Annotated in this window: 29 protein-coding genes; 20 read left to right on the plus strand and 9 right to left on the minus strand. The window is 64.5% G+C overall.

The genetic code is table 11. The annotated features are described in order from the left end of the window. The first annotated feature begins 124 nt into the window (after positions 1-124). Together LB520_RS09035 and LB520_RS09040 are read left to right on the plus strand one after the other, a co-directional pair. Positions 125-802: a hypothetical protein gene (locus LB520_RS09035; RefSeq protein WP_224637261.1), complete on the plus strand. Its 678-nt coding sequence runs from the start codon at positions 125-127 to the stop codon at positions 800-802. 231 nt (positions 803-1,033) lie between these two features. Continuing rightward, complete coding sequence (locus tag LB520_RS09040) at positions 1,034-3,031, plus strand: amidase (protein ID WP_224637262.1); 1,998 nt, start codon at positions 1,034-1,036, stop codon at positions 3,029-3,031. A gap of 348 nt (positions 3,032-3,379) precedes the next feature. On the opposite strand, the gene LB520_RS09045 is transcribed toward LB520_RS09040, so the two are convergent. Both LB520_RS09045 and LB520_RS09050 read right to left on the minus strand, forming a co-directional pair. Then, on the minus strand, positions 3,380-3,766 hold the full coding sequence (locus LB520_RS09045; protein ID WP_224637439.1) for a hypothetical protein: 387 nt from the start codon (positions 3,764-3,766) through the stop codon (positions 3,380-3,382). Then, complete coding sequence (locus LB520_RS09050) at positions 3,730-4,140, minus strand: hypothetical protein (RefSeq protein ID WP_224637264.1); 411 nt, start codon at positions 4,138-4,140, stop codon at positions 3,730-3,732. Before LB520_RS09050 ends, LB520_RS09045 begins: the two co-directional genes overlap by 37 nt. Before the next feature lie 121 nt (positions 4,141-4,261). On the opposite strand from LB520_RS09050, the gene LB520_RS09055 reads away from it, so the two are divergent. The 3 genes from LB520_RS09055 (at position 4,262) to LB520_RS09065 (ending at position 6,156) form a co-directional block, all read left to right on the plus strand. Beyond that, on the plus strand, positions 4,262-4,813 hold the full coding sequence (locus LB520_RS09055) for an isochorismatase family protein (protein WP_224637265.1): 552 nt from the start codon (positions 4,262-4,264) through the stop codon (positions 4,811-4,813). A 182-nt stretch (positions 4,814-4,995) separates the two neighbouring features. After that, positions 4,996-5,451, plus strand: coding sequence for a GFA family protein (locus LB520_RS09060; RefSeq protein ID WP_224637266.1), 456 nt, complete (start codon positions 4,996-4,998; stop codon positions 5,449-5,451). A gap of 549 nt (positions 5,452-6,000) precedes the next feature. Continuing rightward, a complete protein-coding gene (locus LB520_RS09065; RefSeq protein ID WP_095768360.1) occupies positions 6,001-6,156 on the plus strand; it encodes a DUF1127 domain-containing protein in 156 nt (51 codons plus the stop codon). Between the two features lie 57 nt (positions 6,157-6,213). Here the strand turns inward: LB520_RS09065 and LB520_RS09070 are convergent, their stop codons facing one another. After that, positions 6,214-6,954, minus strand: a complete 741-nt coding sequence (locus LB520_RS09070; RefSeq protein WP_224637267.1) for a sulfotransferase family protein — start codon at positions 6,952-6,954, stop codon at positions 6,214-6,216. 276 nt (positions 6,955-7,230) lie between these two features. Here LB520_RS09070 and LB520_RS09075 point away from each other — a divergent pair, with 276 nt between their 5' ends. Both LB520_RS09075 and LB520_RS09080 read left to right on the plus strand, forming a co-directional pair. Next, positions 7,231-8,400, plus strand: coding sequence for a PLP-dependent aminotransferase family protein (locus LB520_RS09075; RefSeq protein WP_224637433.1), 1,170 nt, complete (start codon positions 7,231-7,233; stop codon positions 8,398-8,400). A 362-nt stretch (positions 8,401-8,762) separates the two neighbouring features. Continuing rightward, the gene (locus tag LB520_RS09080) at positions 8,763-9,224 is read left to right on the plus strand and encodes a YbhB/YbcL family Raf kinase inhibitor-like protein (RefSeq protein ID WP_224637268.1); all 462 of its coding nucleotides are present in this window, start codon (positions 8,763-8,765) and stop codon (positions 9,222-9,224) included. Positions 9,225-9,260: 36 nt separating this feature from the next. Here LB520_RS09080 and yghU read toward each other — a convergent pair whose 3' ends face one another. Further along, positions 9,261-10,130: a glutathione-dependent disulfide-bond oxidoreductase gene (yghU, locus tag LB520_RS09085; RefSeq protein ID WP_224637269.1), complete on the minus strand. Its 870-nt coding sequence runs from the start codon at positions 10,128-10,130 to the stop codon at positions 9,261-9,263. Positions 10,131-10,332: 202 nt separating this feature from the next. Between yghU and LB520_RS09090 the strand changes: the two genes are divergently transcribed. Both LB520_RS09090 and LB520_RS09095 read left to right on the plus strand, forming a co-directional pair. Then, positions 10,333-11,235: a S1C family serine protease gene (locus LB520_RS09090; protein ID WP_140840637.1), complete on the plus strand. Its 903-nt coding sequence runs from the start codon at positions 10,333-10,335 to the stop codon at positions 11,233-11,235. Positions 11,236-11,248: 13 nt separating this feature from the next. Then, on the plus strand, positions 11,249-12,199 hold the full coding sequence (locus tag LB520_RS09095) for a LysR family transcriptional regulator (protein ID WP_224637270.1): 951 nt from the start codon (positions 11,249-11,251) through the stop codon (positions 12,197-12,199). On the opposite strand, the gene LB520_RS09100 is transcribed toward LB520_RS09095, so the two are convergent. Beyond that, the gene (locus LB520_RS09100; RefSeq protein ID WP_224637271.1) at positions 12,150-12,878 is read right to left on the minus strand and encodes an SDR family oxidoreductase; all 729 of its coding nucleotides are present in this window, start codon (positions 12,876-12,878) and stop codon (positions 12,150-12,152) included. The two genes, LB520_RS09095 and LB520_RS09100, sit on opposite strands and share 50 nt — an antisense overlap. A gap of 294 nt (positions 12,879-13,172) precedes the next feature. Here LB520_RS09100 and LB520_RS09105 point away from each other — a divergent pair, with 294 nt between their 5' ends. Beyond that, positions 13,173-13,769, plus strand: coding sequence for a YdeI/OmpD-associated family protein (locus LB520_RS09105; RefSeq protein ID WP_224637272.1), 597 nt, complete (start codon positions 13,173-13,175; stop codon positions 13,767-13,769). A 155-nt stretch (positions 13,770-13,924) separates the two neighbouring features. Here LB520_RS09105 and LB520_RS09110 read toward each other — a convergent pair whose 3' ends face one another. Next, positions 13,925-14,221 (minus strand): hypothetical protein, encoded by a 297-nt coding sequence (locus LB520_RS09110; protein ID WP_224637273.1) that lies wholly within the window; start codon positions 14,219-14,221, stop codon positions 13,925-13,927. A gap of 349 nt (positions 14,222-14,570) precedes the next feature. On the opposite strand from LB520_RS09110, the gene LB520_RS09115 reads away from it, so the two are divergent. The 6 genes from LB520_RS09115 to LB520_RS09140 all read left to right on the plus strand — a co-directional run bounded on the left by LB520_RS09115 (position 14,571) and on the right by LB520_RS09140 (position 20,231). Further along, entirely contained in the window at positions 14,571-15,278 is a 708-nt protein-coding gene (locus LB520_RS09115; protein ID WP_224637274.1) for an SDR family NAD(P)-dependent oxidoreductase, read from the plus strand. A 370-nt stretch (positions 15,279-15,648) separates the two neighbouring features. Next, positions 15,649-16,857, plus strand: a complete 1,209-nt coding sequence (locus LB520_RS09120) for an ABC transporter substrate-binding protein (RefSeq protein WP_140840649.1) — start codon at positions 15,649-15,651, stop codon at positions 16,855-16,857. 44 nt (positions 16,858-16,901) lie between these two features. Beyond that, positions 16,902-17,654: an ABC transporter ATP-binding protein gene (locus tag LB520_RS09125; RefSeq protein WP_224544796.1), complete on the plus strand. Its 753-nt coding sequence runs from the start codon at positions 16,902-16,904 to the stop codon at positions 17,652-17,654. Then, positions 17,647-18,351, plus strand: a complete 705-nt coding sequence (locus tag LB520_RS09130) for an ABC transporter ATP-binding protein (protein ID WP_224637275.1) — start codon at positions 17,647-17,649, stop codon at positions 18,349-18,351. Before LB520_RS09125 ends, LB520_RS09130 begins: the two co-directional genes overlap by 8 nt. Positions 18,352-18,358: 7 nt before the next feature. Continuing rightward, on the plus strand, positions 18,359-19,246 hold the full coding sequence (locus LB520_RS09135) for a branched-chain amino acid ABC transporter permease (RefSeq protein WP_224637276.1): 888 nt from the start codon (positions 18,359-18,361) through the stop codon (positions 19,244-19,246). Position 19,247: 1 nt separating this feature from the next. Beyond that, positions 19,248-20,231 (plus strand): branched-chain amino acid ABC transporter permease, encoded by a 984-nt coding sequence (locus tag LB520_RS09140; RefSeq protein ID WP_224637277.1) that lies wholly within the window; start codon positions 19,248-19,250, stop codon positions 20,229-20,231. Positions 20,232-20,264: 33 nt separating this feature from the next. On the opposite strand, the gene LB520_RS09145 is transcribed toward LB520_RS09140, so the two are convergent. Beyond that, the gene (locus LB520_RS09145) at positions 20,265-20,957 is read right to left on the minus strand and encodes a winged helix-turn-helix transcriptional regulator (RefSeq protein WP_140840661.1); all 693 of its coding nucleotides are present in this window, start codon (positions 20,955-20,957) and stop codon (positions 20,265-20,267) included. A gap of 174 nt (positions 20,958-21,131) precedes the next feature. Between LB520_RS09145 and LB520_RS09150 the strand changes: the two genes are divergently transcribed. Next, positions 21,132-21,458: a DUF1330 domain-containing protein gene (locus LB520_RS09150; RefSeq protein ID WP_140840663.1), complete on the plus strand. Its 327-nt coding sequence runs from the start codon at positions 21,132-21,134 to the stop codon at positions 21,456-21,458. A 191-nt stretch (positions 21,459-21,649) separates the two neighbouring features. Here the strand turns inward: LB520_RS09150 and LB520_RS09155 are convergent, their stop codons facing one another. Next, entirely contained in the window at positions 21,650-22,123 is a 474-nt protein-coding gene (locus LB520_RS09155; protein ID WP_224637278.1) for an Lrp/AsnC family transcriptional regulator, read from the minus strand. Positions 22,124-22,229: 106 nt separating this feature from the next. Here LB520_RS09155 and LB520_RS09160 point away from each other — a divergent pair, with 106 nt between their 5' ends. The 3 genes from LB520_RS09160 to LB520_RS09170 all read left to right on the plus strand — a co-directional run bounded on the left by LB520_RS09160 (position 22,230) and on the right by LB520_RS09170 (position 26,063). Continuing rightward, entirely contained in the window at positions 22,230-23,432 is a 1,203-nt protein-coding gene (locus tag LB520_RS09160) for a diaminopropionate ammonia-lyase (RefSeq protein ID WP_224637279.1), read from the plus strand. Beyond that, complete coding sequence (locus LB520_RS09165) at positions 23,429-24,664, plus strand: Zn-dependent hydrolase (RefSeq protein ID WP_224637280.1); 1,236 nt, start codon at positions 23,429-23,431, stop codon at positions 24,662-24,664. Before LB520_RS09160 ends, LB520_RS09165 begins: the two co-directional genes overlap by 4 nt. A gap of 202 nt (positions 24,665-24,866) precedes the next feature. Then, entirely contained in the window at positions 24,867-26,063 is a 1,197-nt protein-coding gene (locus LB520_RS09170) for a diaminopropionate ammonia-lyase (protein WP_224637281.1), read from the plus strand. Positions 26,064-26,205: 142 nt separating this feature from the next. On the opposite strand, the gene LB520_RS09175 is transcribed toward LB520_RS09170, so the two are convergent. Next, a complete protein-coding gene (locus LB520_RS09175) occupies positions 26,206-26,367 on the minus strand; it encodes a hypothetical protein (protein ID WP_224637282.1) in 162 nt (53 codons plus the stop codon). Positions 26,368-26,381: the final 14 nt, after the last annotated feature.

Genomic DNA, 26,381 nt, shown 5'->3' on the forward strand with positions numbered 1-26,381 from the left:
CGGCCTCGACAGCCAATCTCGCCCAAGTGGGGAAAAATGCCCGGCAGAGGAGATGGGGCGCCACGAACGGCGCCTGTCAGAAGGAGACCTGTACAAGGACTCTCCGAGCAGCCATCGTCGCCGCATGAGCAACACTGCCGAATCCACTTATTTTGTCCTGCAGCAGATCGATCCTGCGACCGGTTCGGCTATCGCTGAGGCTCGAATCCGGGTCTTGGACCTGAAAAAGCTTGGCGCGGTTCTGGGTTGCGACAACACACAACTATCAGGCTCATGGGAATTGGACCCGGGAGATATTCAAAGGCTGGGCGCGATATGCATCCCACCTCGCGAGCTTGATCCGAGGCTCAATCGCATCGAGCCCTGGCATCCAATCCGCGAGACACCGTATCTCGTTCACACGAATTTCGAGCTGCCGCTGATGCTTGAAGGTCGCAAGCCTCTGGCGGTGTTCCAAGACGCCTATCCGGTGGAGTGGTTGACGGAAATGCTGGCCCGCTTCGACCCGTTCGTCCGTTCGGGTCGGTTGGTGCGCCGCATAATCGACACGCCCTTCACCGAGGCCGAGCGCGCCCGCTTCCCAAAGTTCGAAAGATGGCGACGCGCCTTCTTCGCACTCCCCTGCGAAGAATGGCGAATAGACGCATATCTGCTGGCATCGAAAGTCTCCGCCAAGACCGGCTGGAACGAAGCCCTCGATCGCATGGAGGGCTCGCTTCTCGGCTATGAGGATTGGCAGAATGACTGGTGGGTTGAGCGTAGAGCACGAGGGCGAGAGGCGGGCATTCGTCCGGAAAAATGAATAGCGCCCTTGGATTACCTGACAGGCCGGCTGGACAGCCCCCCTTGGCCTGCCGGGCATCTCCCCGCAAGGAGGAAGATTGGCAGTTCCTGCGACGGCACCCTCTCTGCAGCGTCGCCGATTGGCGAAGCCGTCGCGACATCCAATCTTCCCCCTTGCGGGGGAGATGCCCGGCAGGGCAGAGGGGGGTGTGACGGAACGCAGCTTCTGTAAGGGAATTCGCTCGCCATCATGCTCCACCTCGTCGAAGCCTCGATCGCCGATCTGCGCCGCGCGCTGGAAGATGGCACCGTCACCAGCGTCGAGCTTGTCGCTGCGTATCTGCGGCGCATCGCCCATTACGACCGCCACGGCATCGCGCTCAACGCCGTGCCCATCCTCAACCCGAAGATGTTCGAAGAGGCGGAAGCATCCGACCGGCGCCGGCGCGAGGGCAAGACGCTCGGATCGCTCGACGGCATCCCCTACACCGCCAAGGACAGCTACAAGGCCAGGGGGCTGGCGGTGGCCGCCGGGTCGCCGGCCTTCGAGCATCTCACGGCGAACGAGGACGCCTTCACCATCGCCAGGCTGCGCGCCGCGGGCGCGGTGCTGATCGGCCTCACCAACATGCCGCCGATGGCCAATGGCGGCATGCAGCGCGGCGTCTATGGTCGGGCCGAAAGTCCGTACAACAAGGATTTCCTCACCGCCGCCTTCGCTTCCGGCTCCTCTAACGGCTCGGGCACCGCGACCGCAGCCAGTTTCGCCGCCTTCGGGCTCGGCGAAGAAACGTGGTCGTCCGGGCGCGCGCCCGCCTCCAACAACGCGCTGGTCGCCTACACGCCTTCGCGCGGCGTGATCTCGGTGCGCGGCAACTGGCCGCTGGTGCCGACCATGGATGTGGTGGTGCCGCATACGCGCACCATTCCCGACATGCTGGAGCTGCTCGACGTCATCGTCGCCGACGATGCCGAGACGCGCGGCGATTTCTGGCGCGTGCAGCCCTGGGTGCAAATCCCGAAAGCCTCGGCGCTGCGGCCGGCGAGCTACACCACGCTTGCCGTGCAGGGTGCGTTCAAGGGCAAGCGGCTCGGCGTGCCGAAAATGTATATCGGCAAGGATGACGGCGCGGAGCGCCCGATCGAGACCCGCGCCTCAGTACTTGAGCTCTGGCGGCAGGCGGCGCGCGACCTTGAATCACTCGGCGCCGAGGTGGTCGAGGTCGATTTCCCTGTCGTCTCCAACTACGAACGCGACCGTCCGGGCGCGCTGTCGATGGTCGACCGCGGCTTGGTGCCGCCGGAATTCGCCGAACGCGAGATCTGGGACCTGTCCATCTGGTCCTGGGACGATTTCCTGCGCGCCAATGCCGATCCGGCGATCCCCGATCTCGCTTCGGTCGACGGCGCAAAGATCTTCCCGCAGCCGCCGGGCACGTTGCGCGACCGTTACGGCGAGGCCGATTTCGATCTGGCGAAGTATGTCGAACGAGCGAAGCGCGGGGTGGCGTCGCTTGCGGACATTCCCACCATCGAGGCGGGCCTGAAAGGCCTGGAAGCAACGCGCCGCGCCGACTTCGAAGACTGGCTCGATGCCAACCGGCTCGACGCCGTGGTGCTGCCGGCGGTCGCCGATGTCGGTCCGGCCGATGCCGACATCAACGAGGCTTCCGCCCGGCTTGCCTGGCGAAACGGCACCTGGGTCGCCAACGGCAATCTGGTCTGGCGGCATCTCGGCATCCCGACGGTGACGGTGCCGATGGGCACCATGGCCGATATCGGCATGCCCGTCGGCCTCACCTTCGCTGGCAAGGCTTATGACGACGTGGCATTGCTGACGATCGCCGGCGATTACGAGCGCTCCACAAGGCGCCGCACCGTTCCGCCGCGCACGCCGGCGCTGGCCGATGATGTGTTCGAGGGCAGGGGCGCGGCGAGTCGTGTTGGCGATCCCCCGCTCACGCTGACGCTCACGGCTGAGACGACCCGCGCCGGCGACACCGATGAGATCGCGATCGCGCTGGAGACCGGCGACGCGGCGGTGGTGAAAGTCCACGTCAACGGCGAGCCGGTTTCCATGCAAGGCAGCGCTAAGCGATTCACCGGTCGCGCGATCGTGCCGGCCACGACCCATCAAGGCTTCCACAGCGTCTGGCGCGGCGCCTATGGCTCCATCGTCACGGCCATCGCGCGCCTGCCCGACGGTTCCTGCAAGGGAACCTTCACAATCACCGGCGGGATCGGGTAACAGGCTGCGGCCGATCTGACAGAGTCAACTCACGAGGCCGCTGGACCCGCGCCCTGGGCGGCAGCGAGGGCACCGAGATGAAGCGCATCAGCGCCTACTGCCAGAATTTGCGCCGGCCTTCGGCAGTGCGAGGCAAGCTGGTCGCCGCCACCCGCGCGAATCCATAATGCATGGCCGATCCGAGGAGCGTCGGAAACGGTTGGCGACTACTCCGGTCCGCCCGCCAGATCGGCCGCCAGCGCGATGTTGTCGAACACAGCGCCCGCCGCGCACACCGCGTTCCGGCGTGACGATCGCCTCTTGCTCCGCCCTACGATGACGAACTCTGGGCCTGATGCCTGCAAGCCATCATTCCTCCTCGGGCTCTTTCCGCGCGCGGTGCCACGGTTGGCCCTTGCCTTCCCGCCATGCGCACCAGCCATAAGGAAGGTCCCAGAGTTCGCGGAGCGAGCTATCGAATTTCACCATCTCAGACAGCCCGATGAGCATGGCATCGGCCATCTTGAAATCGACAGCTCGGTTCAGGAACTGCCAAGCGCCATCATCGTCGTCGTGAGTAACGCAATCTACAATGTGCTCGCCCCTGATTATCTGATGAATCGTAATGACGGCCACATTTGGCGGATCGTCAAAAGGCCAATCAGGATCAGTGGCAGTCATACGCAAAATCCCGTGGGTTGGCGTATCGATGCTTCTCGTCAGGAAGGCAATGAAGCGAGCCAGGCGTCCCAGCATTCCTGTTGCATTCGTGGAAAGACAGGCACCACATCGAGGCCGTCGGCAAAGATGTTGACCAGATCGGTCCCTTTCGGCGGCTGCCCCATCTTTGCTTTGCAGGCAATTAGTCCGCGGCTCATCTCGATCACTGTTCCTTCCGGGTAGACTCTCCCGCTGGCGCCGTAACAGAAAGGCAGCAGTCCATCCAATTCAAGGCGCAGGCGAATCTGGAACAGCGCTTCGAAATAGTCGTCCTCTTCGGCCTCGATAACCTTGTCCTGATAACTGCAGATGAGTCGGCATTTTGTCCTCGCATCATGCAGCGTAAAGACAGCCTGCTCGTCATCGCCCTGTGTGCCTGCCCCGATCAGGAACACGGTGTGTTGTTCCATCATCTTCCCTCCTTGCTTTGGTGACGATAGTTGTATCGTGAGCAACTCAAGATTGTTTGTAGATCGCTTGTGTGTTGTACCTCGTCCTTGACCCGCCCCCCACCCACGCTATCTTCGCGCCATGCCAGGAACCGCCCCCTCCGCCGCCGCGCCACTGATCGTCATCGACCTGCAGACCGGCATGTTCGACGGTCGGTTCGATCCGCCGATCCATGACGCCGACACGATCGCCGAGCGTGCCCGTCGGCTGATCGACTGGGCAGGGCGTTCCGGCCGCAAAGTGGCGTTCATCCGCCATGACGGACCGGAAGGCGATCCGCTGGCGCCGGGCGCTTCCGGTTGGCCGGTGTGGCCGCTGCTCGGTCAGGCCGCCCACGAACCGACCTTCGGCAAGACCGTCGGCAACGCCTTCTCGAATCCCGAACTCGTTGAATGGGTGGCGGGACACGGCGCGAAGGACGTCGTGCTCCTCGGCGCCCAGACTGATTTCTGCGTCGCCGCGACCGTGAAGGGCGCCTTTGCCGAGGGATTTGGCGTCACCGTGGTTTCGGACGCGCATTCGACGCTGGATTCCTTGGAGGAAAACGCGCCAGACATCATTGCCCGCCACAACAAGGCTTTCGCGGGGCAGGGCGTGCGGATGGCGACGACGGCGGAGTTGATCGAAGGCTGAGCGCGCCTTCCCCTTCTCCCCTTGTGGGAGAAGGTGGCCGCGAAGCGGCCGGATGAGGGGTGTTCCAGGGAATGCCAGCGTCTCACTCCCCAGGAACACCCCTCATCCGTCTCGGCGCTATCGCGCCGATCCACCTTCTCCCACAGGGGAGAAGGGAGAACACCCAACCCCAGGAGCCCATCTTGCCAAGTCTTTCTCTTCCCGCCGAAGGAGGCTGCCGCTGCGGCCGCGTGCGCCTGAAAATCTCGGCAAAGCCGCTGCTCACCATGGCCTGCCATTGCACGGGTTGCCAGTCGATGTCGTCCAGCGCCTATTCGCTGAGCGCGGCGATCCCCTCGGAAGGTTTCGAGGTGACGAAGGGCGAGCCGGTGGTCGGCGGCCTGCATGGCGCCTCGAAACATTATTTCTGCGGCTACTGCATGACCTGGATGTTCACGCGGCCGGAGGGGGTCGACTGGTTCGTCAACCTGCGCCCGACCATGCTCGACGACCATGCGTGGTTCGCGCCCTTCATCGAGACCTGGACATCTGAGAAGTTGCCCTGGGCGGCGACGGCGGCCGTGCACAGCTACGAAGCGCTGCCGTCCTTCGAGGAATATGAGCCGCTGGTCGCCGAATACGCCGGCATCCAAGGCTGACTAAAAGCCGGGCCGGTCGAAAAACGGTGACCTAGGGCAAGGTCGCCATTACCATTTCCGTTCATGGTCGACGCGGCCGTTGGGGGCGCATTGTTGGGGATGTGCTTGGGCGTCCGCGTCGACCACGGCGGCCTCGTACCGCAGACGTCACCATGGCACATTTGCAGCCGGCTGAAACTTCCGCGAAAACGGTATATGGCGGGCGTGGAGCGCGAGGCTTTCATGGCCGCTATAGGTCGACGCCCAATGTGAGACGACCCCTCTGGCCGCTCCGCGGCCATCTCCCCTCAAGGTCCTCTCGGGGAGATGAATCAACCCATCAGGCGACGAGCCCAAGCGTCTGACATTGCAGGCCACGCAAGCTCTCAATTTTCACGCAGGCCGCGGGGCCGATCCCACAAACTAATTTGCATGCATATGTTTCAAGCCGTTCCGGCTTCGTGAAGCATTTCACCGTTCGCGCGCAATCCACCGGTTACAGACGCATCGCAAAAGCGACGCCGGGAAGAGGCGGCACCGGTTTTCCGCCGCTGATTTAGGAGGTTTTTCATGTTCAAAAGTCTCAACCGAATCCGCGCCGCCTTCGCGCAGGCCAGCAAGCGCCGCCGCACGGCGCGCGAGCTTAACGAGCTGCCGACGGAGATTCAGAAGGACATCGGCTGGCCTGACAGGACCGAGCCTGACGAGATCCGTTTGCCGTTCTAATCACGCGGCCGCCGGAGCCGGAGCGCCGCGGCCCTGGCAGGCCGATCCGGGTGGCCGCTACGCCAGCCACCACCACAGGGCGCCGATGGCCAGCGCGATCAGGACCGCCACGCCGGCAAGCATCAGATAAGATCCCACGATCATCTCGTTGATGATCTTCTTGATGCTGGCGCGGTCATTGAGATTAGGGAAGGGTTCGTTGGGCATCGCGACGCCAAGGAAATCGCAGAGCGGCGCCCAGCCGTCGCTGACCTTGAAGACAAGCAGCTTCTCAGGCGGCACCGCCGCCTTCACCTCGTCGACATAGGAATTGTAGCGCGCCACCGCTTTGTCGCGGTCGTTCATCACGCCCTTCAGCGTTCGGCCCCAGACCAGCTTGCGCGACATGTCGCCGAACTTGCGGCCGAACGGCGTCAGCCATTCCAGCACCCTAAACTGCCAGACATTCTCGGTGAAGTAGATCGTGTCGATGGTGCTGTCGTACCAGGCTTCGGCGCCGCGCGGATGCAGCGTCAGAAGCACCTTGGCTTCCGGATAGGCGGCCATCAGCTCGCGCCATACGCAGCAGCCCGGATTGTCGACGGTCGCCCGATAATTGGCGAAGACCCGGTTCCAGTCATGCTGCGCGCCGGGCGGGCTGTTCGCCACCTTGCGCCAGAAGTCGAGATGGCCCTTGTTGGCCTTGTTGATGATGACTTCCTGCATGTGGTAGCTCGGAAAGCCGAGCCTGTTCAGCGCGGCGAAAGTCGACCACGTGCCGGTGCGGCCAAAGCCGGCCCCGATGACCTCGAGCGTCATACGCGTTCCCCCATTTGTTCCGGATTGATTTTCTATCAACTTCCAGTTTCTGGTCATAATCGTGCGCTGGCCTTGCCGAGCGTGCAATGGCTTTTCATTAGCATTTGCGAAAATCTGTGGGCCAAATGTTGCCTGGACGATGAGCCATGACCGTTTTGTGTATTCACGCGAAAGGCCAGGCCTGATAATAGGTCAACTAAGCTGACCTAAATAGAAGCACGCTGCGGGAGGTGCGTCTTGACCCTGTTGAACCTTCTGGCCTCGCGTTCCTCGCGCATGAAGGCTTCGGAAATCCGCGAGCTGTTGAAGCTGCTCGACCAGCCCGACATCATCTCCTTCGCCGGCGGCATTCCCGACCCGTCGCTGTTTCCGGCCGAAGCTATCGGCGATGCCTACCAGGCCGTGCTGGGCGGCAAGGAGGCGGGCGCCGCGCTGCAGTACCAGGTCAGCGAGGGTTTCCTGCCGCTGCGCAAATGGCTGGCCGCCTATATGGGCAAGCTTGGCGTTCAGTGCGACGACGGCAACATCTTCATCACCTCCGGCTCGCAGCAGGCGCTCGACTATCTCGGCAAGCTCTTTTTGTCCCCCGGCGACACTGCGCTGGTGACATGGCCGACCTATCTCGGTGCGCTGCAGGCCTTCAACGCCTATGAGCCGCGCTACGACCGGCTGAACCCCGCCGGCGGCAACATGACGCCGGAAGCCTATCGCGCGGCAGCGGCGGCAAATGGCGGCAAGGTGAAGTTCGCCTATCTGGTGCCGGATTTCGCCAATCCGACCGGCAATACGCTGGATACCAAGCAGCGCGAGACGGTGCTCGACCTCGCCGGCGAGCTCGACATCGCCGTCATCGAGGATGCCGCCTATCGCGCGCTGCGTTACGACGGGGAGGGCGAGCCGCCGATCCTGGCGCTCGACTGCGCCCGCACCGGCGGCATCGATCATGCGCGCACGCTCTATTGCGGCTCCTTCTCGAAGATACTGTCGCCCGGCATGCGCGTCGGCTGGGTCTGCGCGCCGCGCCATGTGGTGGAAAAGCTGGTCCTGATGAAGCAGGCCTCCGACCTGCACAGCCCCTCGATCAACCAGATGGTCATGCATCGCGTCGCCGAAACCATTTTCGACGCCCAGGTGGAAAAGCTGATCGGCGCCTACCGAAAGCGCCGCGATGCGCTGCTTTCCTCGCTGAAAGCCGACATGCCCGCCGGCATTTCCTGGAACCGTCCGGACGGCGGCATGTTCGTCTGGCTGACGCTGCCGGAAGGCACGGATGCCACCGAGCTGCTGGCGCGCTCGATCAAGGAGGCGCGCGTCGCCTTCGTGCCGGGCAACGCCTTCTACGCCGACGGCACCGGCCGCAACACGCTGCGCATGTCATTCACGCTTGCCGACGACCGCGCGGTGAACGAAGGCGTGCCGAGACTGGCAAAGCTGCTGCGGGGCTGATCCTCAAGGAGAGATCAGCAGCCGGCCGTCCACTCGCGCAGGCGTGATTGGTCGTGCGCAGGCGTGATTGTCCGCGCGCCCGATTCCTCGGCTAGTGTCGCGATCGATCCAACCCCCTGGATCGACCCGGCCGTGGGGTCCCACCTCTACGGTCCGAACGAAAGAGCCCCGACGGCCTCCACCGGCGGGGCTTTTTCATTGTCCCGGCAGGCGGCCGCGCTAGCTTGCCCTTTTTCGGGCCGCTTTTCGGCTACGCTGCGTCATTCAGGGAGGATCAGATGACCTTGCGCCTCGGCTTCACTTTGCTTGCCCTTGTCGCCTTCGCCAGTTAGGCGGCGGCCTTCGAGATATCCAGCCCGTCGGTGTCGAACGGCAAATGGGACGCGAAATATCTCGGCGACAAAGCCGGCTGTGGCGGGCAGAGCGTCTCGATCGCGCTTGCCTGGAAGGATCCGCCGGCCGGAACGAAAAGCTACGCGCTGACCATGTTCGACACCGATGCCAATGGCGGCAAGGGCTTCTGGCACTGGCTGGCCTGGAACATCCCGGCGAGCGCCAAGGGTCTGCGCGAAGGCGCCGGCGCGCAGGGCGGCAAGCGCATGCCCAAGGGCTCCGTGCAGGGCAAAGGCGGCGTCGGTCGCGCCGGCTATTTCGGCCCGTGCCCGCCGCCCGGCAGCGGCGACCATCACTATGTCTTCACGCTCTATGCGCTGGGTGAAAAGACATTGCGCATACCGGCCAACCCCTTGCCGGAGATGATCTCGGTCGCCGCTAAAAGCTCTGCGCTCGGCCAGGCGACCGTGACATACACATATGGGAGGTAACGGGGCGGCCAATCTCCCGCACGAGGCGAGATTACATTACTCCGCCGCCTGCAGCTTATCCTGCGTCTTGGTCTCGAAGTCTCTGGCGTCGTGGCGCTCGCGCAGCTGGAAGGCCGGATCGCCGGACATGCGGTTGACCATGCGGCCGCGCTTCACCGCAGGCCGCGCGTCGATCGCGTCGGCCCAGCGCTGCACATTCTTGTATTCGTGCACCGAGAGGAACTCGGCGGAGTTGGTGTAGCTGCGGCCCTTGGCGAGCCCACCATACCAGGGCCAGACCGCAATGTCGGCGATCGTGTAGTCGGGGCCCGCGAGATATTCGCTCTCCGCCAGCCGGCGGTCGAGCACATCCATCTGCCGCTTGGTCTCCATGGCGAAGCGGTCGATGGCGTATTCGATCTTTTCGGGCGCATAGGCATAGAAATGGCCGAAGCCGCCGCCGAGATAAGGCGCCGAGCCCATCTGCCAGAACAGCCATGAGAAGGTTTCCGCGCGCGCCGCGCGTTCTGTCGGCAGGAATGCGCCGAACTTTTCGGCGAGATAGGTCAGGATCGAGCCGGATTCGAACACGCGCACCGGCTTTGGCTCGCTATGGTCCATCAGCGCCGGGATCTTCGAATTCGGATTGACCTCGACAAAGCCCGAGCCGAACTGGTCGCCGTCGCCGATCTTGATCAGCCAGGCATCGTATTCCGCACCCTTGTGCCCGAGCGCCAGAAGCTCCTCCAGCATGATCGTCACTTTCTGGCCATTGGGCGTGGCCAGCGAGTAGAGCTGCAGCGGATGCTTGCCGACCGGCAGTTTCTTGTCATGCGTCGGGCCCGCGATCGGCCGGTTTATCGAGGCGAACTCACCGCCATTCGGCTTGTTCCAGGTCCAGACTTTCGGCGGGACATATTGGTTCATGTTGAAGGCCTTGTGTTTCGTGAAGGGCGGCATCTGCCACGGATGCCGATAGACTTAGGTGCGGTTCCGCGCGCGTCAAAGAAAAAAGTTCAATCTTCATTGAACTAGCGCTTATGCCAGCTTGGGCGAGGGGAAATCCGCCCTTGCACGGCGCTCCTTCGGCCATACTTATAGGCAGAGACCCGCAATGCAGGATGGATCGATGACCATCGAGAAAATTTCGCGCTCCGTAATCGCCGTGCGAGCCACGGTTCCGGACGACGCCTTCACCGCCAATGCGCTGGGCACGCGCCGCGAGGGCAGCGGCGTGGTGATCCGCGACAATGGGCTGGTGCTCACCATCGGCTATCTCATCACCGAGGCCGAGGAAGTGTGGCTGACCGACCAGGATGGCCGTGTGGTGGCCGCGCATGCGCTGGCTTACGACCAGGAGACCGGCTTCGGCCTCGTGCAGGCGCTGTCGCCGCTCGGCCTGCCGGCGGTCCAGCTCGGCAATGCCAGGAAAGCCAAGATCGGCGATGCCGTGACGCTCGCCGACGGAATCGGCCAGCAGGTCGATGCCCACATCGTGACCAAGCAGGAATTCGCCGGCTATTGGGAGTATCTGATCGACGAGGCGATCTTCACGGCGCCCGCGCATCCGTCCTGGGGCGGCGCCGCGCTGTTCGACCGCGCCGGCAAGCTGCTCGGCGTCGGCTCGCTGCGCCTGCAGATGAGCCGCGCCGGCGAGGTGGCCGACATCAACATGGTCGTGCCTATCGATCTTCTGACGCCGATCCTCGACGATCTGATCAAGCGCGGCCAGGCGGCGAAGGCGCCGCGTCCGTGGCTCGGCGCCTTCTCGGCCGAGTCGAACGGCATGGTGGTGGTGATGAGCGTCGCCGAAGGCGGCCCGGCCGCACAGGCGGGCTTGCGCCAGGGCGACATCATCTCCGATGTGCGCGACGGCGAAGTCGATGGTCTGGCCGATTTCTACAGAAAACTCTGGCAGAACCCGGCCGGTGCGGAAATTCCGCTGCGCGTCGTGCGCGACGGCCGCGAGACCTGGCTGCGCGTCAAATCCGCCGATCGCAATTCCTTCCTGAAGAAGCCGCAGCTGCAGTAGGCACGGAGCGCCGGTGCATCCCAGGCTGCTGAAGACCTTTCTGGCGGTCGCGCGTACCCGCAACGTCACGCGCGCGGCGCGGGAGGTCAATCTCGCCCAGTCGAGCGTCAGCGACCAGATCCAGGCGCTGGAGACCGAGCTTGGCGCCAGCCTCTTCACCCGCTCGCGGCAGGGGCTCTCCCTGACGCCGGCCGGCGAGGCGCTGAAACCCTATGCCGAGGAGCTGCTGGCGCTCGCCGGCGACGCGCGGGCGGCCATCGATGCCACGAGGGCCGGGACGGCCGGCACAGTGTCGATCGGCACGCTGGAGACGATCGCCTCGGCAAGGCTGGCCGGCTGGCTTGCCGGTTTCCGCGCCGGTCATCCGGACATCGACATCAAGCTGAAGATAGCCGGAAGCTGCGAGTTGCTGCGCAGGCTGGGCGACGGCGAGATCGACGTCGCTTTCTGCTTCGAGCGGGCTATTGAGATCGATGCCCGTGAGACGGACCGTCGCCTTGCCAGGCGCGTCGTGGCGGTCGAGCCGCTGGCGCTGATAGTGCCGCCCGGCGACAATCGCGCGGATGTCGATCTGGCGACGCTGGCCGAGAAGCATTTCGTCGCCACCGAGACAGGCTGCGTCTACCGCGCCATGGTCGACAAGGCATTCGCCGAAGCAGGCCTCGGCAATCCCAACCTCGCCGCCGAAGCCGGCAGCATCGACGCAATTGCCGGGCTGGTGGCGGCCGGCGCCGGCTTCGGTCTCGTTCCGCGGATCGCGGTCGTCGCCGCGATCGATCGCGGCGAGGTGTCCGAGCTTGCCTGGCCTGGGCCGGTCCGCTCGGCGGACGTGGTGATGATCTGGCGCCGCCGGCGCGTCCAGCCGCCGGCGCTTAAGGCACTGCTCACCGCTTTAGGGGAGGGGTTCGCCTTGGTCACACCAGGCGATGCCCGCCCTCGACATGCAGCGTCTCTCCCGTCGTAAAGCCATTGCCGATCAGGAAGCGGATTGCGTCGGCGATGTCCTCCGGCTTTCCGACCCGACCCACCGGCAGTCGTTTCGCCATCGCCGCAAGCGTGTCGTCCTTTTTGTCGCCGGCGACGAACTCCCAGATCGGCGTGTCGACCCAGCCGGGCGAGACGGCGTTGACCCGGATCGGCGCCAGTTCGACGGCCAAAGCCCGCACCAGCCCGTCCAATGCGGCGTTGACGGCGGCGACGACCGCGCCGCGCGCCGCCGGCCGGTGGGCGGCAATGCCCGAGACGAAGGTGAGCGAGCCGGCTGGCGGCAGCTTCGGCGCGCCGTGCTTGGCGAGCAAAAGCGGCCCGTAGAACTTGCTCTCCACCACCTTTTGCGCGGCTGAAAGCTCGATCTCGGGCAACAGCCGGTAGGCGCCCTCGATATCGGCCGCCGTGCTGACGATGTGGTCAAGCCTGCCGATGCGCTGAAACAGTGCGGCGACCTCATCCTCGCGGCTGATATCGACCACGGCTGTTTCGAGCGTGCCCGGCTGGCCCAGTCCTTCCCGCGCCGCGTCCAGCTTCGCTTCGCCGCGCCCGGCGATGATGACGCGCGCGCCTTCCTCAAGGCATCGCCTGGCGAGCGACAGCCCCATGCCCGAGCTGCCGCCGGCGATCAGGATTTTTTGCTTCTCCATGTCCATGCCTTTCCTTTGCATGGACATGGCTTGGCAGGTCGCCGCGCGAAGCGGAAACGGAAGAAACCGATGGTGATATCGGCGCCTCCGATGGCGGTTCAGCCGATCTCTCCCCTTGTTGTGGGGGAGATGCCCGGCAGGGCAAATGGGCGAAGGAATGCGACCTTTCAGTTTCATCTCGATCGGATAGAACGAACGTCATTGTCGGTCGGCGGGACAGCGCCCCCCTCTGGCCTGCCGGCCATCTCCCCCACGAGAGGGGAGATTAGCAGCTTCGGCGCCGCGCAAGGAGAAACAACGATGGCCCCCATCAAGGTCGATCCGGGCAAGGTGCGCGAATTCGCGGATGCCGAAAGCTTCTATGCCTGGCTTGCCGACAACCACGCCAGCGAAAGCGAAGTCTGGATCAAGATCCACAAGGTCGGTTCTGGTCTCGCCTCGATCACGCCGAAGGAGGCGATCGATGTCGTGCTTTGCTTCGGCTGGATCGACGCGGTGCGCAAGTCGCTCGACGAGAAGAGTTTCCTGCAGCGCTACACGCCGCGCGGCAGGAAGAGCATCTGGAGCAAGATCAACATCGACAATGCCGCGCGCCTGATCGAGGCGGGCCGCATGACCGAGCATGGCCTCAAGCAGGTCGAGGCCGCCAAGGCCGACGGTCGCTGGGACCGCGCCTATGGCGGATCGAAGGAGATGACCATCCCGCCCGACCTGCAGGCCGCGATCGATGCCGAACCGAAGGCGAAAGCGGTGCTGGAGAAGCTTTCGGCACAGAACCGCTTCGCGCTCGCCTTCCGCGTCCACAATATGAAGACCGAGGCCGGCCGCAAGAAGAAGATTGCTGATCTGGTGGCGATGTTGAAGCGCGGCGAGACGATCCACCCGCAGAAGAAGTAAGGCATGATCCCGAAATGGTTGCAGGGTTGCCCACTAAGTCCGCAAACAAAAACGCCGCCCGGGAGGGAGGGCGGCGTTTTCGGGAAGCGATGATCCTGAACCCTTAGCAAGCGGTCTCGGATCATCCGGTCATGAAGGCCGCAACGCGTCAGGCCTTATGCGGCCTTCTTCGCAACATGCTTCTTCATCACATGGTGCTTGCGCACGTGGTGCTTCTTCACGTGATGATGCTTGCGAGCATGATGACGGTGGTGCTTCCTGAGCTTCTTGTGCGGGCCATTGGCGGCAGGCTTCGCCGTCTCGGTGGCCGAGGCCGGAGCAGTGGTCGTGGCAGTCGTCGTGGTCGCAGCGGGTGTGATTGCTGCGGCGTTGGCTTCGGTGGTGCCGAGCGCCGGCACCGCGAAAGCGAGAGCGACGGCGAGGCCGAGCGCGGAAAGAAGGGTCTTTTTCATAATCGGCATTCCTTGGGTTCGGATCAATGTCTGTTGTTGCGCGCCGTAGTGGGTCGGCTGCTGCGGGTACCGTTATGACACCGGCTCTTTTCGGGAGTTTTTCCCCACTGTTGAATCTTGTTTCCGGATTGTGTCTGGCGCTTTCCTCTTGTGGAATGGGATGGCCGCTTCGCAAGCGCGGGCCGCAACGGTCGCCTGGCGATCAAGCACCCACTTGTGATGAAGGCGGCGGTGCCCGGCTGGGAGCTTTCATGAACCCAATCGCACGACGCGTGCGAATTCCGCGCCCTAATCATTCGATCCGATCGATGCCATCTTGCTGCCGACATACCGAACAGGAGCAAGAACAATGACCCCCAACACAGATCATTCCGGCAAGGTGGCGCTCGTCACCGGCGGCAATCGCGGCATCGGTCTGGAGACGGCGCGCCAGCTTGCGGAACTCGGCTTCACCGTGCTCATCGGTGTGCGCGACCTCGCCAAGGGCGAGACGGCGGCAAGGACACTTGGCAGCGCCGTCGAAGCCATCGAGCTGGATGTCGCCGCGTCCGAGGCCGCAGACCGCGCCGCCGCCGAGGTCGAGAGCCGGTTCGGCCGGCTGGACGTTTTGGTCAACAACGCCGCCATCCATTACGACCCCTCGGCGCAGGCGCTCAGGCCCGACTGGACGGTGATCCGCGAAGCATTCGAGACCAATGTCTTCGGCGCCTGGCGCGTCGCTGCCGCCTTGGCGCCGCTGCTTGGCGCTTCCGGCCACGGCCGGCTGGTCAACGTCTCGTCGGAAGGCGGCTCGCTCGCTTCGATGGGCGCCGGCGCGCCGGCCTATTCGACCAGCAAGGCGACGCTCAACGCGCTGACCCGCATCCTGGCGGCTGAGCTGCGCGGTGCAGGCGTCCTGGTCAATGCGATCTGCCCTGGCTGGGTCGCGACCGACATGGGTGGCCCCGGCGGCCGTCCGGTCGCGCAAGGGGCGGCCGGCATCGTCTGGGCCGCTACCCTGCCGGACGACGGTCCGACCGGCGGCTTTTTTCGCGACGGCAAGCGGCTGGCGTGGTGAGCAGAAAATAGAAACTTAAGACAAGCCGTTGAAAAGTATAAATTTTCCACTCGGGCGTCGAAAAGTGAGCGTGAGGGTGGGAAAAGCCAGCCAATGCAATCACTTAGCCTGCATGTCGCCTGTCTGTTTTGGTAAACGCTGGTCTGCCGATAGCCATGCTACGAAAATAGCATTCTCGGCCCGCGACATGTGGTGCTAGGCTCGCGCCCGTGCACCCAAGGCACGCTGCGGCCCAGCCCGCAAACAGGAGGGCCCGCGAGAGGAGGAGCGGCAGAGCGGGATCGAGGCTCCAATCCAAAATCCGAAGGAACTGTTGAACCATCGCGAGGCAGCCGCGTTTCCCGTGGTTGCCACATGGGAGGAACCACAAGTGAAAGCATCCTATCTCGTCTCGGCCGCGCTCCTTGCGGCATCCGCAATGCCGGCCGCGGCTGGCGAAATCTCCGATGGCAAGGTCAAGATCGGCATCCTCAACGACCAGTCGGGCGTCTATGCCGATTTCGGCGGCAAGTGGTCGGTCGAGGCCGCCAAGATGGCGGTCGATGATTTCGGCGGCAAGGTGCAGGGCGCGCCGATCGAGATCGTCAGCGCCGACCATCAGAACAAACCTGACATTGCCTCCAACATCGCGCGCCAGTGGTACGACACCGAGCAGGTCGACGCGATCATGGAGCTCACCACCTCGTCCGTGGCGCTGGCCGTGCAGGGGCTTTCCAAGGAAAAGAAGAAGATCGACATCGTCACCGGGGCGGCTTCCACCGACCTCACCGGCAAGCAGTGCTCGCCCTATGGTTTCCATTGGGCCTACGACACGCACTCCCAAGCGGTCGGCACCGGCGGCCAGCTGGTGAAGCAGGGCGGCGACAGCTGGTATTTCATCACCGTCGACTATGCCTTCGGCTATTCGCTGAAGGACCAGACCGCCAAGCTCGTCGAGGCGAGCGGCGGCAAAGTGCTGGGCGAGGTGCGCTATCCGCTCGGCTCCACCGACTATTCCTCCTTCCTGCTGCAGGCGCAGTCCTCCGGCGCCAAGATCGTCGGGCTCGCCAATGCCGGCCTCGACACCTCGAACTCGATCAAGCAGGCAGCCGAATTCGGCATCGTCGCTGGCGGCCAGCGGCTGGCCGCGCTCCTTTTCACACTCGCCGAAGTGCACGGGCTGGGCCTGCAGGCGGCGCAAGGCGTGGTGCTAACCGAAGGGTTCTACTGGGATCGCGACGACAAGAGCCGTGAATTCGCCCAGCGCTTCTTCAAGCGCACCAACCGCATGCCGAACATGATCCAGGCCGGCACCTATTCGGCGGTGACGCAGTATCTGAAGGCCATCGACAAGGCAGGCACCGACGGGACAGAGGCGGTTGCCAAGGAGCTGCATGAGATGCCGGTCAACGACGTCTTCACCGCCAACGGCAAGGTGCAGGCCGACGGCTCGATGGTGCACGACATGTATCTCTACCAGGTCAAGAAGCCGGAAGAGTCGAAGAAGGACTGGGACTATTACACCTATCTGGCCACCATTCCGGGCGACAAGGCCTTCATGAAGGCCGAGGACAGCGGCTGTCCGCTCGTCGCCAAGTGACGCTCGACACCGCCACCGCTGTCCTCCCGGACAGCACGGACCAGATGCCGCGGGTGGTGCTTTCCGCCCGCGGCCTGCGGCGCGACTTCGCCGGCTTCGTCGCGGTGAAGGATGTCGACCTCGACGTCCATCACGCCAAGATCCATGCGCTGATCGGCCCGAACGGCGCCGGCAAGACGACCATCTTCAACCTCTTGACCAAATTCCTGCAGCCGACCAGCGGCAGGATCGAATTGCTCGGCACCGACATCACCCGCACGCCGCCGGCGAAAGTGGCGCGCATGGGGCTCGTCCGCTCCTTCCAGATATCGGCGATCTTTCCGCACCTCTCCGTGCTCGACAATGTTCGCGTGGCGCTGCAGCGTCCAAGCGGGCTGGGCTACCAGTTCTGGCGCCCGGTCTCGGCGTTGGATCGGCTTACGCCGAGGGCGCGCGAGCTGCTCGCCATCGTCGGCCTCGATGACGCCGCGCATCGTCTCGCCGGCGATCTCTCCTATGGCCGCAAGCGCGTGCTGGAGATCGCGACCACCTTGGCGCTCGACCCGAAGGTGCTTCTGCTCGATGAGCCGATGGCCGGCATGGGGCATGAGGATGTCGGCACCATCTCCGGCATCATCCGCGCGCTGGCAAAAGACCGCGCCGTGCTGATGGTCGAGCATAATCTGACCGTCGTTGCCGATCTCTGCGACTGGATTACCGTCATGCAGCGCGGCCAGGTCCTGGCGGCCGGCGACTACGCCGCCGTCAGCAAGGACGAGCGTGTGCGCGTCGCCTACATGGGGACCGAGCATGAATGAGCCGCTGCTTGCCGTGCGCGATCTCCACGCCTGGTACGGCGAGGGCCATGCGCTGCATGGCGTCAACCTCGACGTCATGCGCGGCGAGACCGTGACGCTGCTTGGCCGCAACGGCGTCGGCAAGACGACGACGCTGCGCGCCATCATGGGCCTGATCCGCAAGCGCACCGGCTCCGTCACCTTCAACGGCAAGGACCTGATCCGCCTGCCGTTGCACCGCGTCGCGCATCAGGGCATCGGCTTCGTGCCGGAGGAGCGCGGCATCTTCGCCACTCTTACCGTCGACGAGAACCTGATCCTGCCGCCGGTCGTGGCCAAGGGCGGCATGAGCGTCGAGGAGATATTCGAACTTTTCCCGAACCTCAAGGAACGCCGCAACAGCCAGGGCACGAAGCTGTCCGGCGGCGAGCAGCAGATGCTGGCCATCGCCCGCATCCTGCGGACCGGCGTCGAGATGCTTTTGCTCGACGAGCCGACGGAGGGCCTGGCGCCCGTCATCGTCCAGCGAATCGGCGAGTTGCTGGCGACGTTGAAGAAGCGCGGCATGACCATCTTGCTGGTCGAGCAGAACTTTCGCTTCGCCGCCCGCATCGCCGACCGCTTCTACCTGATGGACCACGGCAAGGTGGTGAAGGGTTTTGCCGTCGGCCAGCTGACGGCGCATACCGACAAGCTGCACGAGGTGCTGGGGGTATGATGGTGCCATGACCATGATCTTCGGCATCCCAATCCAGGCGCTCCTCGGCCAACTCCTCGTTGGCCTGATCAACGGCTCTTTCTACGCCATGCTCAGCCTCGGGCTCGCCGTCATCTTCGGCCTGCTGCGCATCATCAATTTCGCCCATGGCTCGCTCTATATGCTGGGCGCCTTCATCGGCTATCTGCTGCTGGTGCATTTGGGCATCGGCTACTGGCCGGCGCTGGTCCTGGTGCCGCTTGCCGTCGGCCTGTTCGGCATGGCGGTCGAGCGCATGGCCCTGTCGCGGCTCTACCGCCTCGACCCGCTCTATGGCCTGCTCTTCACCTTCGGCCTCGCCTTGGTCATCGAAGGCGTGTTCCGTTATTATTACGGCGTCTCCGGCAATCCCTATGCCGTGCCGACGCTGCTCGCCGGCGGCACCAATCTCGGCTTCATGTTCCTGCCCAATTATCGCGGCTGGGTGGTGGCGGCTTCGCTCATCGTCTGCATCGGCACCTGGCTGCTGATCGAGAAGACCAGGCTAGGCTCCTACCTGCGCGCCGCCACCGAGAACCCGGAACTGGTCCAGGCCTTCGGCGTCAACGTGCCGCTTCTGCTCACGCTCACCTACGGGCTGGGCGCGGCGCTTGCTGGGCTCGCCGGCATTCTCGCCGCTCCGGTCTACCAGGTCAGCCCGCTGATGGGCTCGGACCTGATCATCGTCGTCTTCGCCGTCGTCGTGGTCGGCGGCATGGGCTCGATTCTCGGCGCCATCGTCACCGGCTACTTGCTCGGCCTCGCCGAGGGCCTGACCAAGGTCTTCTATCCCGAGGCCTCGAACCTCGTCGTCTTCGTCATCATGGCGATCGTGCTTTTGCTCAGGCCCGCCGGCCTGTTCGGAAGGGACGCCTGAGATGAGCCAAGCGACCCTTCACGCAGAACGCGCCGCCGCCTCCTTGAGGCTCGAACGGGCGCTGGTGGTGCTGGGCATCGTGGCGCTGATCGCCGCGCCCTTCGTCATTTACCCGATCTTCGTCATGAAGATGCTGTGCTTCGCGCTGTTCGCCTGCGCCTTCAACCTGCTCTTGGGCTACACCGGCTTGCTTTCCTTCGGCCATGCCGCCTTCTTCGGCGGCGCGGCCTATTTTTGCGCCTATGCGGTGAAGGCCTGGGGCTGGCCGCCAGAGGCCGGCATCCTGCTCGGCACCGCAGGTGCCGCGGGCATGGGCCTCGTCATGGGCTTCCTCGCCATCCGCCGGCAGGGCATCTATTTCTCTATGATCACACTGGCGCTGGCGCAGATGTTCTATTTCTTCTGCGTCCAGGCGCCCTTCACCGAGGGCGAGGACGGCATCCAGGGCGTGCCTCGCGGCCACCTGTTCGGCGTCTTAGACCTCAACGTCACGATGAACATGTATTTCTTCGTGCTCGCCGTCTTCCTGATCGGCGTCTTCGCCGTCTGGCGCATCGTCAACTCGCCTTTCGGCATGATCCTGCGCTCCATCCGCGAGAACGAGAACCGCGCCATTTCGCTCGGATACTCCGTCGGCCGCTACAAGCTCGCCGCCTTCGTCATGTCGGCCGCGCTCGCCGGCTTTGGCGGCGCGACCAAGGCGATCGTCTTCCAGTTCGCCACGCTCACCGACGTCACCTGGCAGATGTCGGGCGAAGTGATCCTGATGACGCTGCTCGGCGGCATCGGCACCATGGCCGGCCCGGCGGTCGGAGCCGGCCTCGTCGTCGGACTGGAGAATACGCTCGCGACATCCGGCTTTCCGGTGACCATCGCCACGGGGCTGATTTTCATGGTCTGCGTGCTGGTATTCCGGCGTGGGATTGTCGGAGAGATCTATGCAAGATGGCTGGGGCGCGTCGATGCCGGCAGCGACAAGCCTTGATGCCCTGAGCGATCAACTGGCGAACACCTGGAGCTAGGCCGCGCGCTTCGGTTCGACCGCGAACGGGCTGAGCCCGAGCCAGCTTTGCATCTTCCTGCCAATGGCCTTGTCGCCGGTCAGGACGACCTTCACGCCGGCCTTCTCGACAGTCAGCACGCCCATCCAGATTGCGGTCATCGTGTGGAGATCGGTCGAGACGTAGAGGTCGACCTCGAAGCCCGGATCATACCAGCACAAATCGACCTCGCCATGCTTCTCGACGATCAGCCACCACGAGCGTTTCGAGGCTGGGAGGTCCTGATACAGAAATTGTATCACGGTTCTTCCATCGGGCAGCGGCGAGGGGTTCAGATTACGCCGCATATCCCACATCAGCAGCGATGGATCGAGGTTCTTCAACGACAGCCGGGACTCGACCCATTTCTGTCCCCAAAAACCCATCGCTTCGACAACAGGGCGCAAGTCGCGTCCCGCCTCGGTCAGCCGGTAGTCGAAGATACCCTTCTCGCCCGGGACTTCCCGGCGCTCCACGATCCCTGCCAACTCCAGCTCCTTCAGCCGTTGCGACAGAAGGGTCGGCGACATTTTCGGCACACCGCGGCGCAGGTCGTTGAAGCGGGTCGAGCCCGCCACCAGCTCGCGCATCAACACCATCGTCCAGCGGGTGCACAGCACCTCGGCGGCCATCGATAGCGGGCAGAACTGCTTGTAACCGTGCTGGGTCATGATCGGCGCCTCCTCCAGAGTTGGCCGGACATTAGACCTTCATGAATGAAGCGGCGAGTACAGAAACTGTACCGGGCCGGTACAGATCCAGGACTGGTTGGCGCGAGCCCTGTCGTGCGAGCCGTTTGGCCGACGCACGGGATATCCCTGTGCGCAGCAACCAGGAGAATGACCATGACCGCTTACCTTATCGCGGATATCAAGGTGAAAGATCCGAAATGGATACCGGACTACGCCGCTACCGTGCACGACCTCGTTCACAAGCACGGCGGCAGGTATCTGGCGCGCAGCGGCAATGTGAAGACGCTCGAGGGCAAGCCGCTCGACACGACGCTGATCGCGCTGATGGCCTTCCCATCGGAAGCGGCGGCGCACGCCTTCACCAATGATCCGGCCTACGCCCCCTTCGTGTCGGCCCGCCAGGGCGGCAGCGACAGCCGCTTTCAGCTGTTCGACAACACCGACCTAGCCGGAACGATTTCATACCTGCCGAAGGGATGATCGGCGGCCGCCGCATCGAACCCGGGATCATCAAGCACAAACAGCCACGGCGCTTGCACCTTCGCCGACATGAACCCGAAGGTGTCGTGCGAACACGCGGCGTCGCCGACCCAGTAGAGGTTGGAGATTAGCGAAAACCAGGACGGCAGCCGATCTCCCCACTTGTTGGGGAGGTCGGCAGCTTCGACGACTCACCCCACCGGCACTTCCAGTCCCACCTTCACCCGGTTCATCGCCACGAACGTGCGAAACCTTTTGACGTTGTTGTTCTCGAAGAACAGCCGCCTGGTCAGCGCCTCATAATCGGCCATCGTCGCCACCGTGACGACGAGGATGAAATCGGCCTCGCCGGTGACATAGTAGCATTGCTGCACTTCGGGCACTTGGGCAAAGCCGCGCTTAGCGGCGTCGATCAGCTCGGCGCGTTCGCTCTCCACCTCCACCTCGACGAAGATCGTGATCGGGTGGCCGACCTTGGCCGGATCGACCAGCGCTACATTGGCGCGGATGACGCCGGTCTCCTCCATGCGCTTGATGCGCCGCTGAACGGCGGGCGCCGACAGGTTGACCCTCTCGCCGATCGTGCGCTGCGGCGTGGCGTTGTCCTTCTGCAGGATGGTGAGGATGGCGCGGTCGAAGGCGTCGAGTTCGGGCGAAATGGACATGGCGGCGTTTCCCAACGAAACAAACTTGCAATTCAAGCGCCAAAACAGAGCGCCTTTCTCGCTTGGCCTGCAATAAATTTCAGTCGTCAAGAGGAGAAAGCCGACCATGTTCCTGCTCAACCGCCACCCGGACCATCGCCATCCGCTGACCGAGGAGGACGCCGCGACGCTTGGGCTCGCCGGGGCCGACGAGGCCGAGCGCTTCCTTGCCGCGCGCGACAACCATGCCGAGACGCCGCTGCACGCCCTGCCGGCGCTGGCGGGCGAACTCGGCATCGGCGCGCTGCACGTCAAGGACGAGGGCAAGCGCCTCGGCCTCGGCAGCTTCAAAGCGTTGGGCGGCGCCTATGCCGTCATGCATCTGGTGCTGGAGCAGGCAGGCAGGCAGCTCGGCCGCGCCGTCGCGGTCGAGGACCTGCACAAGCCTGAGGTGAAGGCGATGGCCGGGCAGATGACTTTCGCCTGCGCCACCGACGGCAATCATGGACGCTCGGTGGCGCAGGGTGCCGGCCTTGTCGGCGCGCGCTCCGTCATCTTCGTCCACTCCGGCGTCAGCAACGAACGCGTGGCGGCCATTGCCCGCTTCGGCGCCGAAATGGTGCGCGTCGCCGGCGATTACGACCAGTCGGTCAGGGAGGCCGCCCGCGTCGCCGCCGAGCGCGGCTGGACCGTCGTCTCCGATACGTCTTGGCCGGGCTATGAGCGCATACCCGGGGTTGTGATGCAGGGCTACACGGTGATCGTGCGTGAAGCACTGAAGCGTTTGCCTGAGCCACCCACCCACGTCTTCCTTCAGGCCGGCGTCGGCGGCTTCGCCGCAGCTGTGGGTGGCCATCTCGCCATCATGCTTGGCGAGGATCGCCCGAAGGCAATCGTGGTCGAGCCCACGCGGGCGGCCTGCGTCTATGAGACGGCCAAGGCCGGACGCCCGGTCACGATCGCGCACAGCAAGCCCACTGTCATGGCGATGCTCGAATGCTACGAGCCGTCTCTGGTCGCCTGGCGCGTGCTGTCGCGGATCGGCGATGCCTTCATGACCGTGGACGAGGAAGATGCCGTCGCGGTGATGAACCGTCTGGCGAGACCTGCCGGCAACGATCCGGCGATCGTCTCGGGCGAGAGCGGCGGGGCAGGGCTCGCCGGTCTGATCCGCGCGGCCGCTGACAAGACGATGCGCGCGGCGCTTGGTCTCGATGGGAATTCCCGCGTGCTGATCATCAATTCAGAAGGCGCGACCGATCCCGGCCGCTATGCCGAGCTGGTCGGAATGGCGCCGGAAGAAGTCGCGCAAGCGAGGCTGCCGGCATGAGCAATCTGATGATCAACGCCGACCGGCTTCTCGGCCGTATCCAGGAACTCGGCAGTATCGGCCGCGATGCGCAGGGGCGGCTGGTCCGCGTCGCCGCCTCCGAGATGGACCGGCTCGGCCGCGACCGCTTCGTCGGCTGGCTGGAAGAGGCAGGGCTCGAGGTCGCCGTCGACCGCATCGGCAACATTTTCGGCGTCTGGCGGGACGACGCCAATGCGGGCCAGCCGCCGGTCATGCTCGGCTCGCATATCGACACGGTGATCGACGCCGGCATCTATGACGGCTGCTATGGCGTGCTTGCCGGCCTCGAAGCGATCGAGAGCCTGAGGGAGGCCGGCTTCGCGCCGGCGCGCCCGATCGTGGTTGCCGCTTTCACCAACGAGGAGGGCGTGCGCTTCTCGCCCGACATGATGGGCTCGCTGGTCTTTGCCGGCGGTCGGAACCTTGAGGAAGCGCTGGCCTCGGTCGGCACCGACGGCACGGTGCTGGGCAAGGAGCTGGAGCGCATCGGCTATGCCGGTCGGCATCAGCCCGGCTTCCTCAAGCCGCATGCCTATGTCGAGCTGCATGTCGAGCAGGGGCCGGTGCTCGAGCGCGAGGGCATCGCCATCGGCGCGGTCGAAAACCTGCAGGGCATTTCCTGGCAGCGCGTTACCATCGACGGCGAGGCCAACCATGCCGGCACCACGCCGATGTCGATGCGAAAGGACGCAGGCGTCGCCGCCGCCCGCGTGATCGGCTTCTTGGCGGACCGGGCCAGCGCCTCGTCGACGCGCACCGTCGCCACCGTCGGCACCATCGCGTTCGAGCCGAACGCCATCAACGTCATCCCGTCGCGGGCGATCTTCACCATCGACCTGCGCGATCCCGACGAAACGCATCTTCGCGAAGAGGAGGCGGCGCTTGCCGCCTTCCTCGACAAGCTGGCCGCAAGCGCCGGCGTCACCGTCCATGCCGAAAGCCTGGCGCGTTTCGAGCCGGTGACCTTCGATGCCCGCATCGTCTCGCTGATCGAGGACGGCGCCAGGGCCGCCGGCCTTTCGTGCCGGCGCATGACCTCGGGCGCGGGCCACGACGCACAGATGATCGCCCGCATCGCGCCGTCCGCGATGATCTTCGTGCCGAGCCGGGGCGGCATCAGCCACAATCCTGCCGAGTTCACCGGTCCCGACGAGCTGGTTGCCGGCGCCAACATCCTGCTTAGCGTCGCCGCCCGGCTGGCGGCCGACTGATCGCGGGAGGAATCAGATAGGCGTGCCGCTGGGGGTGAAATACCACCAAAAATAGTCATGTTGGCTGGATCTGGTCGTCCGAAGTGAACATCCGGCGACATCCAATCGAAACAAACTTCAATCACTTAGCCAATTAAAGCATCCAAAATCGCGCCCGAATCGCTCCCGCCGACAGAGTTCAGTGCCTCGCAGGAAGACTAGCATGCTGCTTCTCAACCAACGTCCAGAACACAACCAGCCGTTGGTTGCCGCCGATGCCGAGTCGCTCGGCATCGCGGGGGGCGAGCGGGCCGAGCGTTACCTCGAGGCGCGCGACGATCATGTCGAAACGCCGCTGCACGCCTTGCCGGCGCTGGCCGATCACCTCGGCGTCGCGGCACTTTATGTCAAGGACGAAGGCCAGCGTCTCGGCCTTGGCAGCTTCAAGGCGCTGGGCGGCGCCTATGCCGTCATGCGACTGGTGCTGGAGGAGGCGGGCAAACGCTTCGGGCGCGATGTCGATATCGGCGAGATCAACGATCCCAAGCTGCGCGCCATCGCTGCTCAGATGACATTCTGCTGCGCAACGGATGGCAACCATGGTCGTTCGGTGGCGCAGGGGGCCGGCCTCGTCGGCGCGCGTTCGGTGATTTACGTCCATGCTGGCGTAAGCCGCGAGCGTGTTGCGGCCATCGCTCGCTTCGGCGCCGAGATTGTCGAGGTCGAGGGCGGCTATGACCATGCGGTGCGCGAAGTCGCCCGCGTCGGTGCCGAGCGCGGCTGGAAGATCGTCTCCAACACGTCCTGGCTCGGCTATGAGCGCGTCCCCGGACTGGTCATGCAGGGCTACACGGTGATCGTGCGCGAGACACTGCGGCGCTTGGCCGAGCCACCGACGCATGTCTTCCTGCAGGCTGGCGTCGGTGGCTTCGCGGCGGCGATCGCCGGCCATGTGGCGGTCATGCTTGGCTCCAGGCGGCCGAAAGCCGTGGTGGTCGAGCCGCGGCGCTCGGCTTGCCTCTATGCTTCGGCTGAGGCCGGACGTCCGGTGACGATCGCCCAGCAGCAGCCGACCGTGATGACGATGCTCGAATGTGCCGAGCCGTCCTTGGTCGCCTGGCGCGTGCTGGCGCGCGTCGGCGATGCCTTCATGACGGTCGAAGAAGAGGACGCGGTCGCCGTAATGAAGCGGCTGGCGCAGCCCTTGGGCAACGATCCGGCCATCGTCTCCGGCGAGAGCGGCGGCGTCGGGCTCGCCGGACTGGTCCGCGCTGTGGGCGACGGGCAGATGCGCGCGGCGTTAGGTCTCGATGCCGGCTCCCGCGTGCTCGTCGTCAACTCGGAGGGCGCCACCGACCATGGCCGCTTTGCCGAGCTGGTCGGGATGGCGCCGGCAGAGGTGTTCCTGCAGACTGCCTGAGAGCAATTCCAGGAAAACTTGCGACGGTGGTGCGAAGAAGGTTCGCAGTGGCTAGGCGATCGGCGACGGCGGTCGAGCGCTAAATTCCCTCCAAGAGGGGAGATGCCCGGCAGGCCAGAGGGGGCGCTGTCCCTCCGGCGTTTCAGTTTTTTGCAGTCACAGCCAAGCCGGTAGCGACCAGCTCCACCCCAACAAAATCAGCGCCGCGATCCTTCACGCCCCCCTCTGGCCTGCCGGCCATCTCCCCCTCTTGGGGGGAGATTAACTGAACCACTCCCGGTAACCCTTTTTTCTCTGCTTTCATGCAATATTGCCCGG

Source organism: Mesorhizobium sp. CA12 (genome assembly GCF_020165255.1).
Lineage (GTDB): Bacteria > Pseudomonadota > Alphaproteobacteria > Rhizobiales > Rhizobiaceae > Mesorhizobium.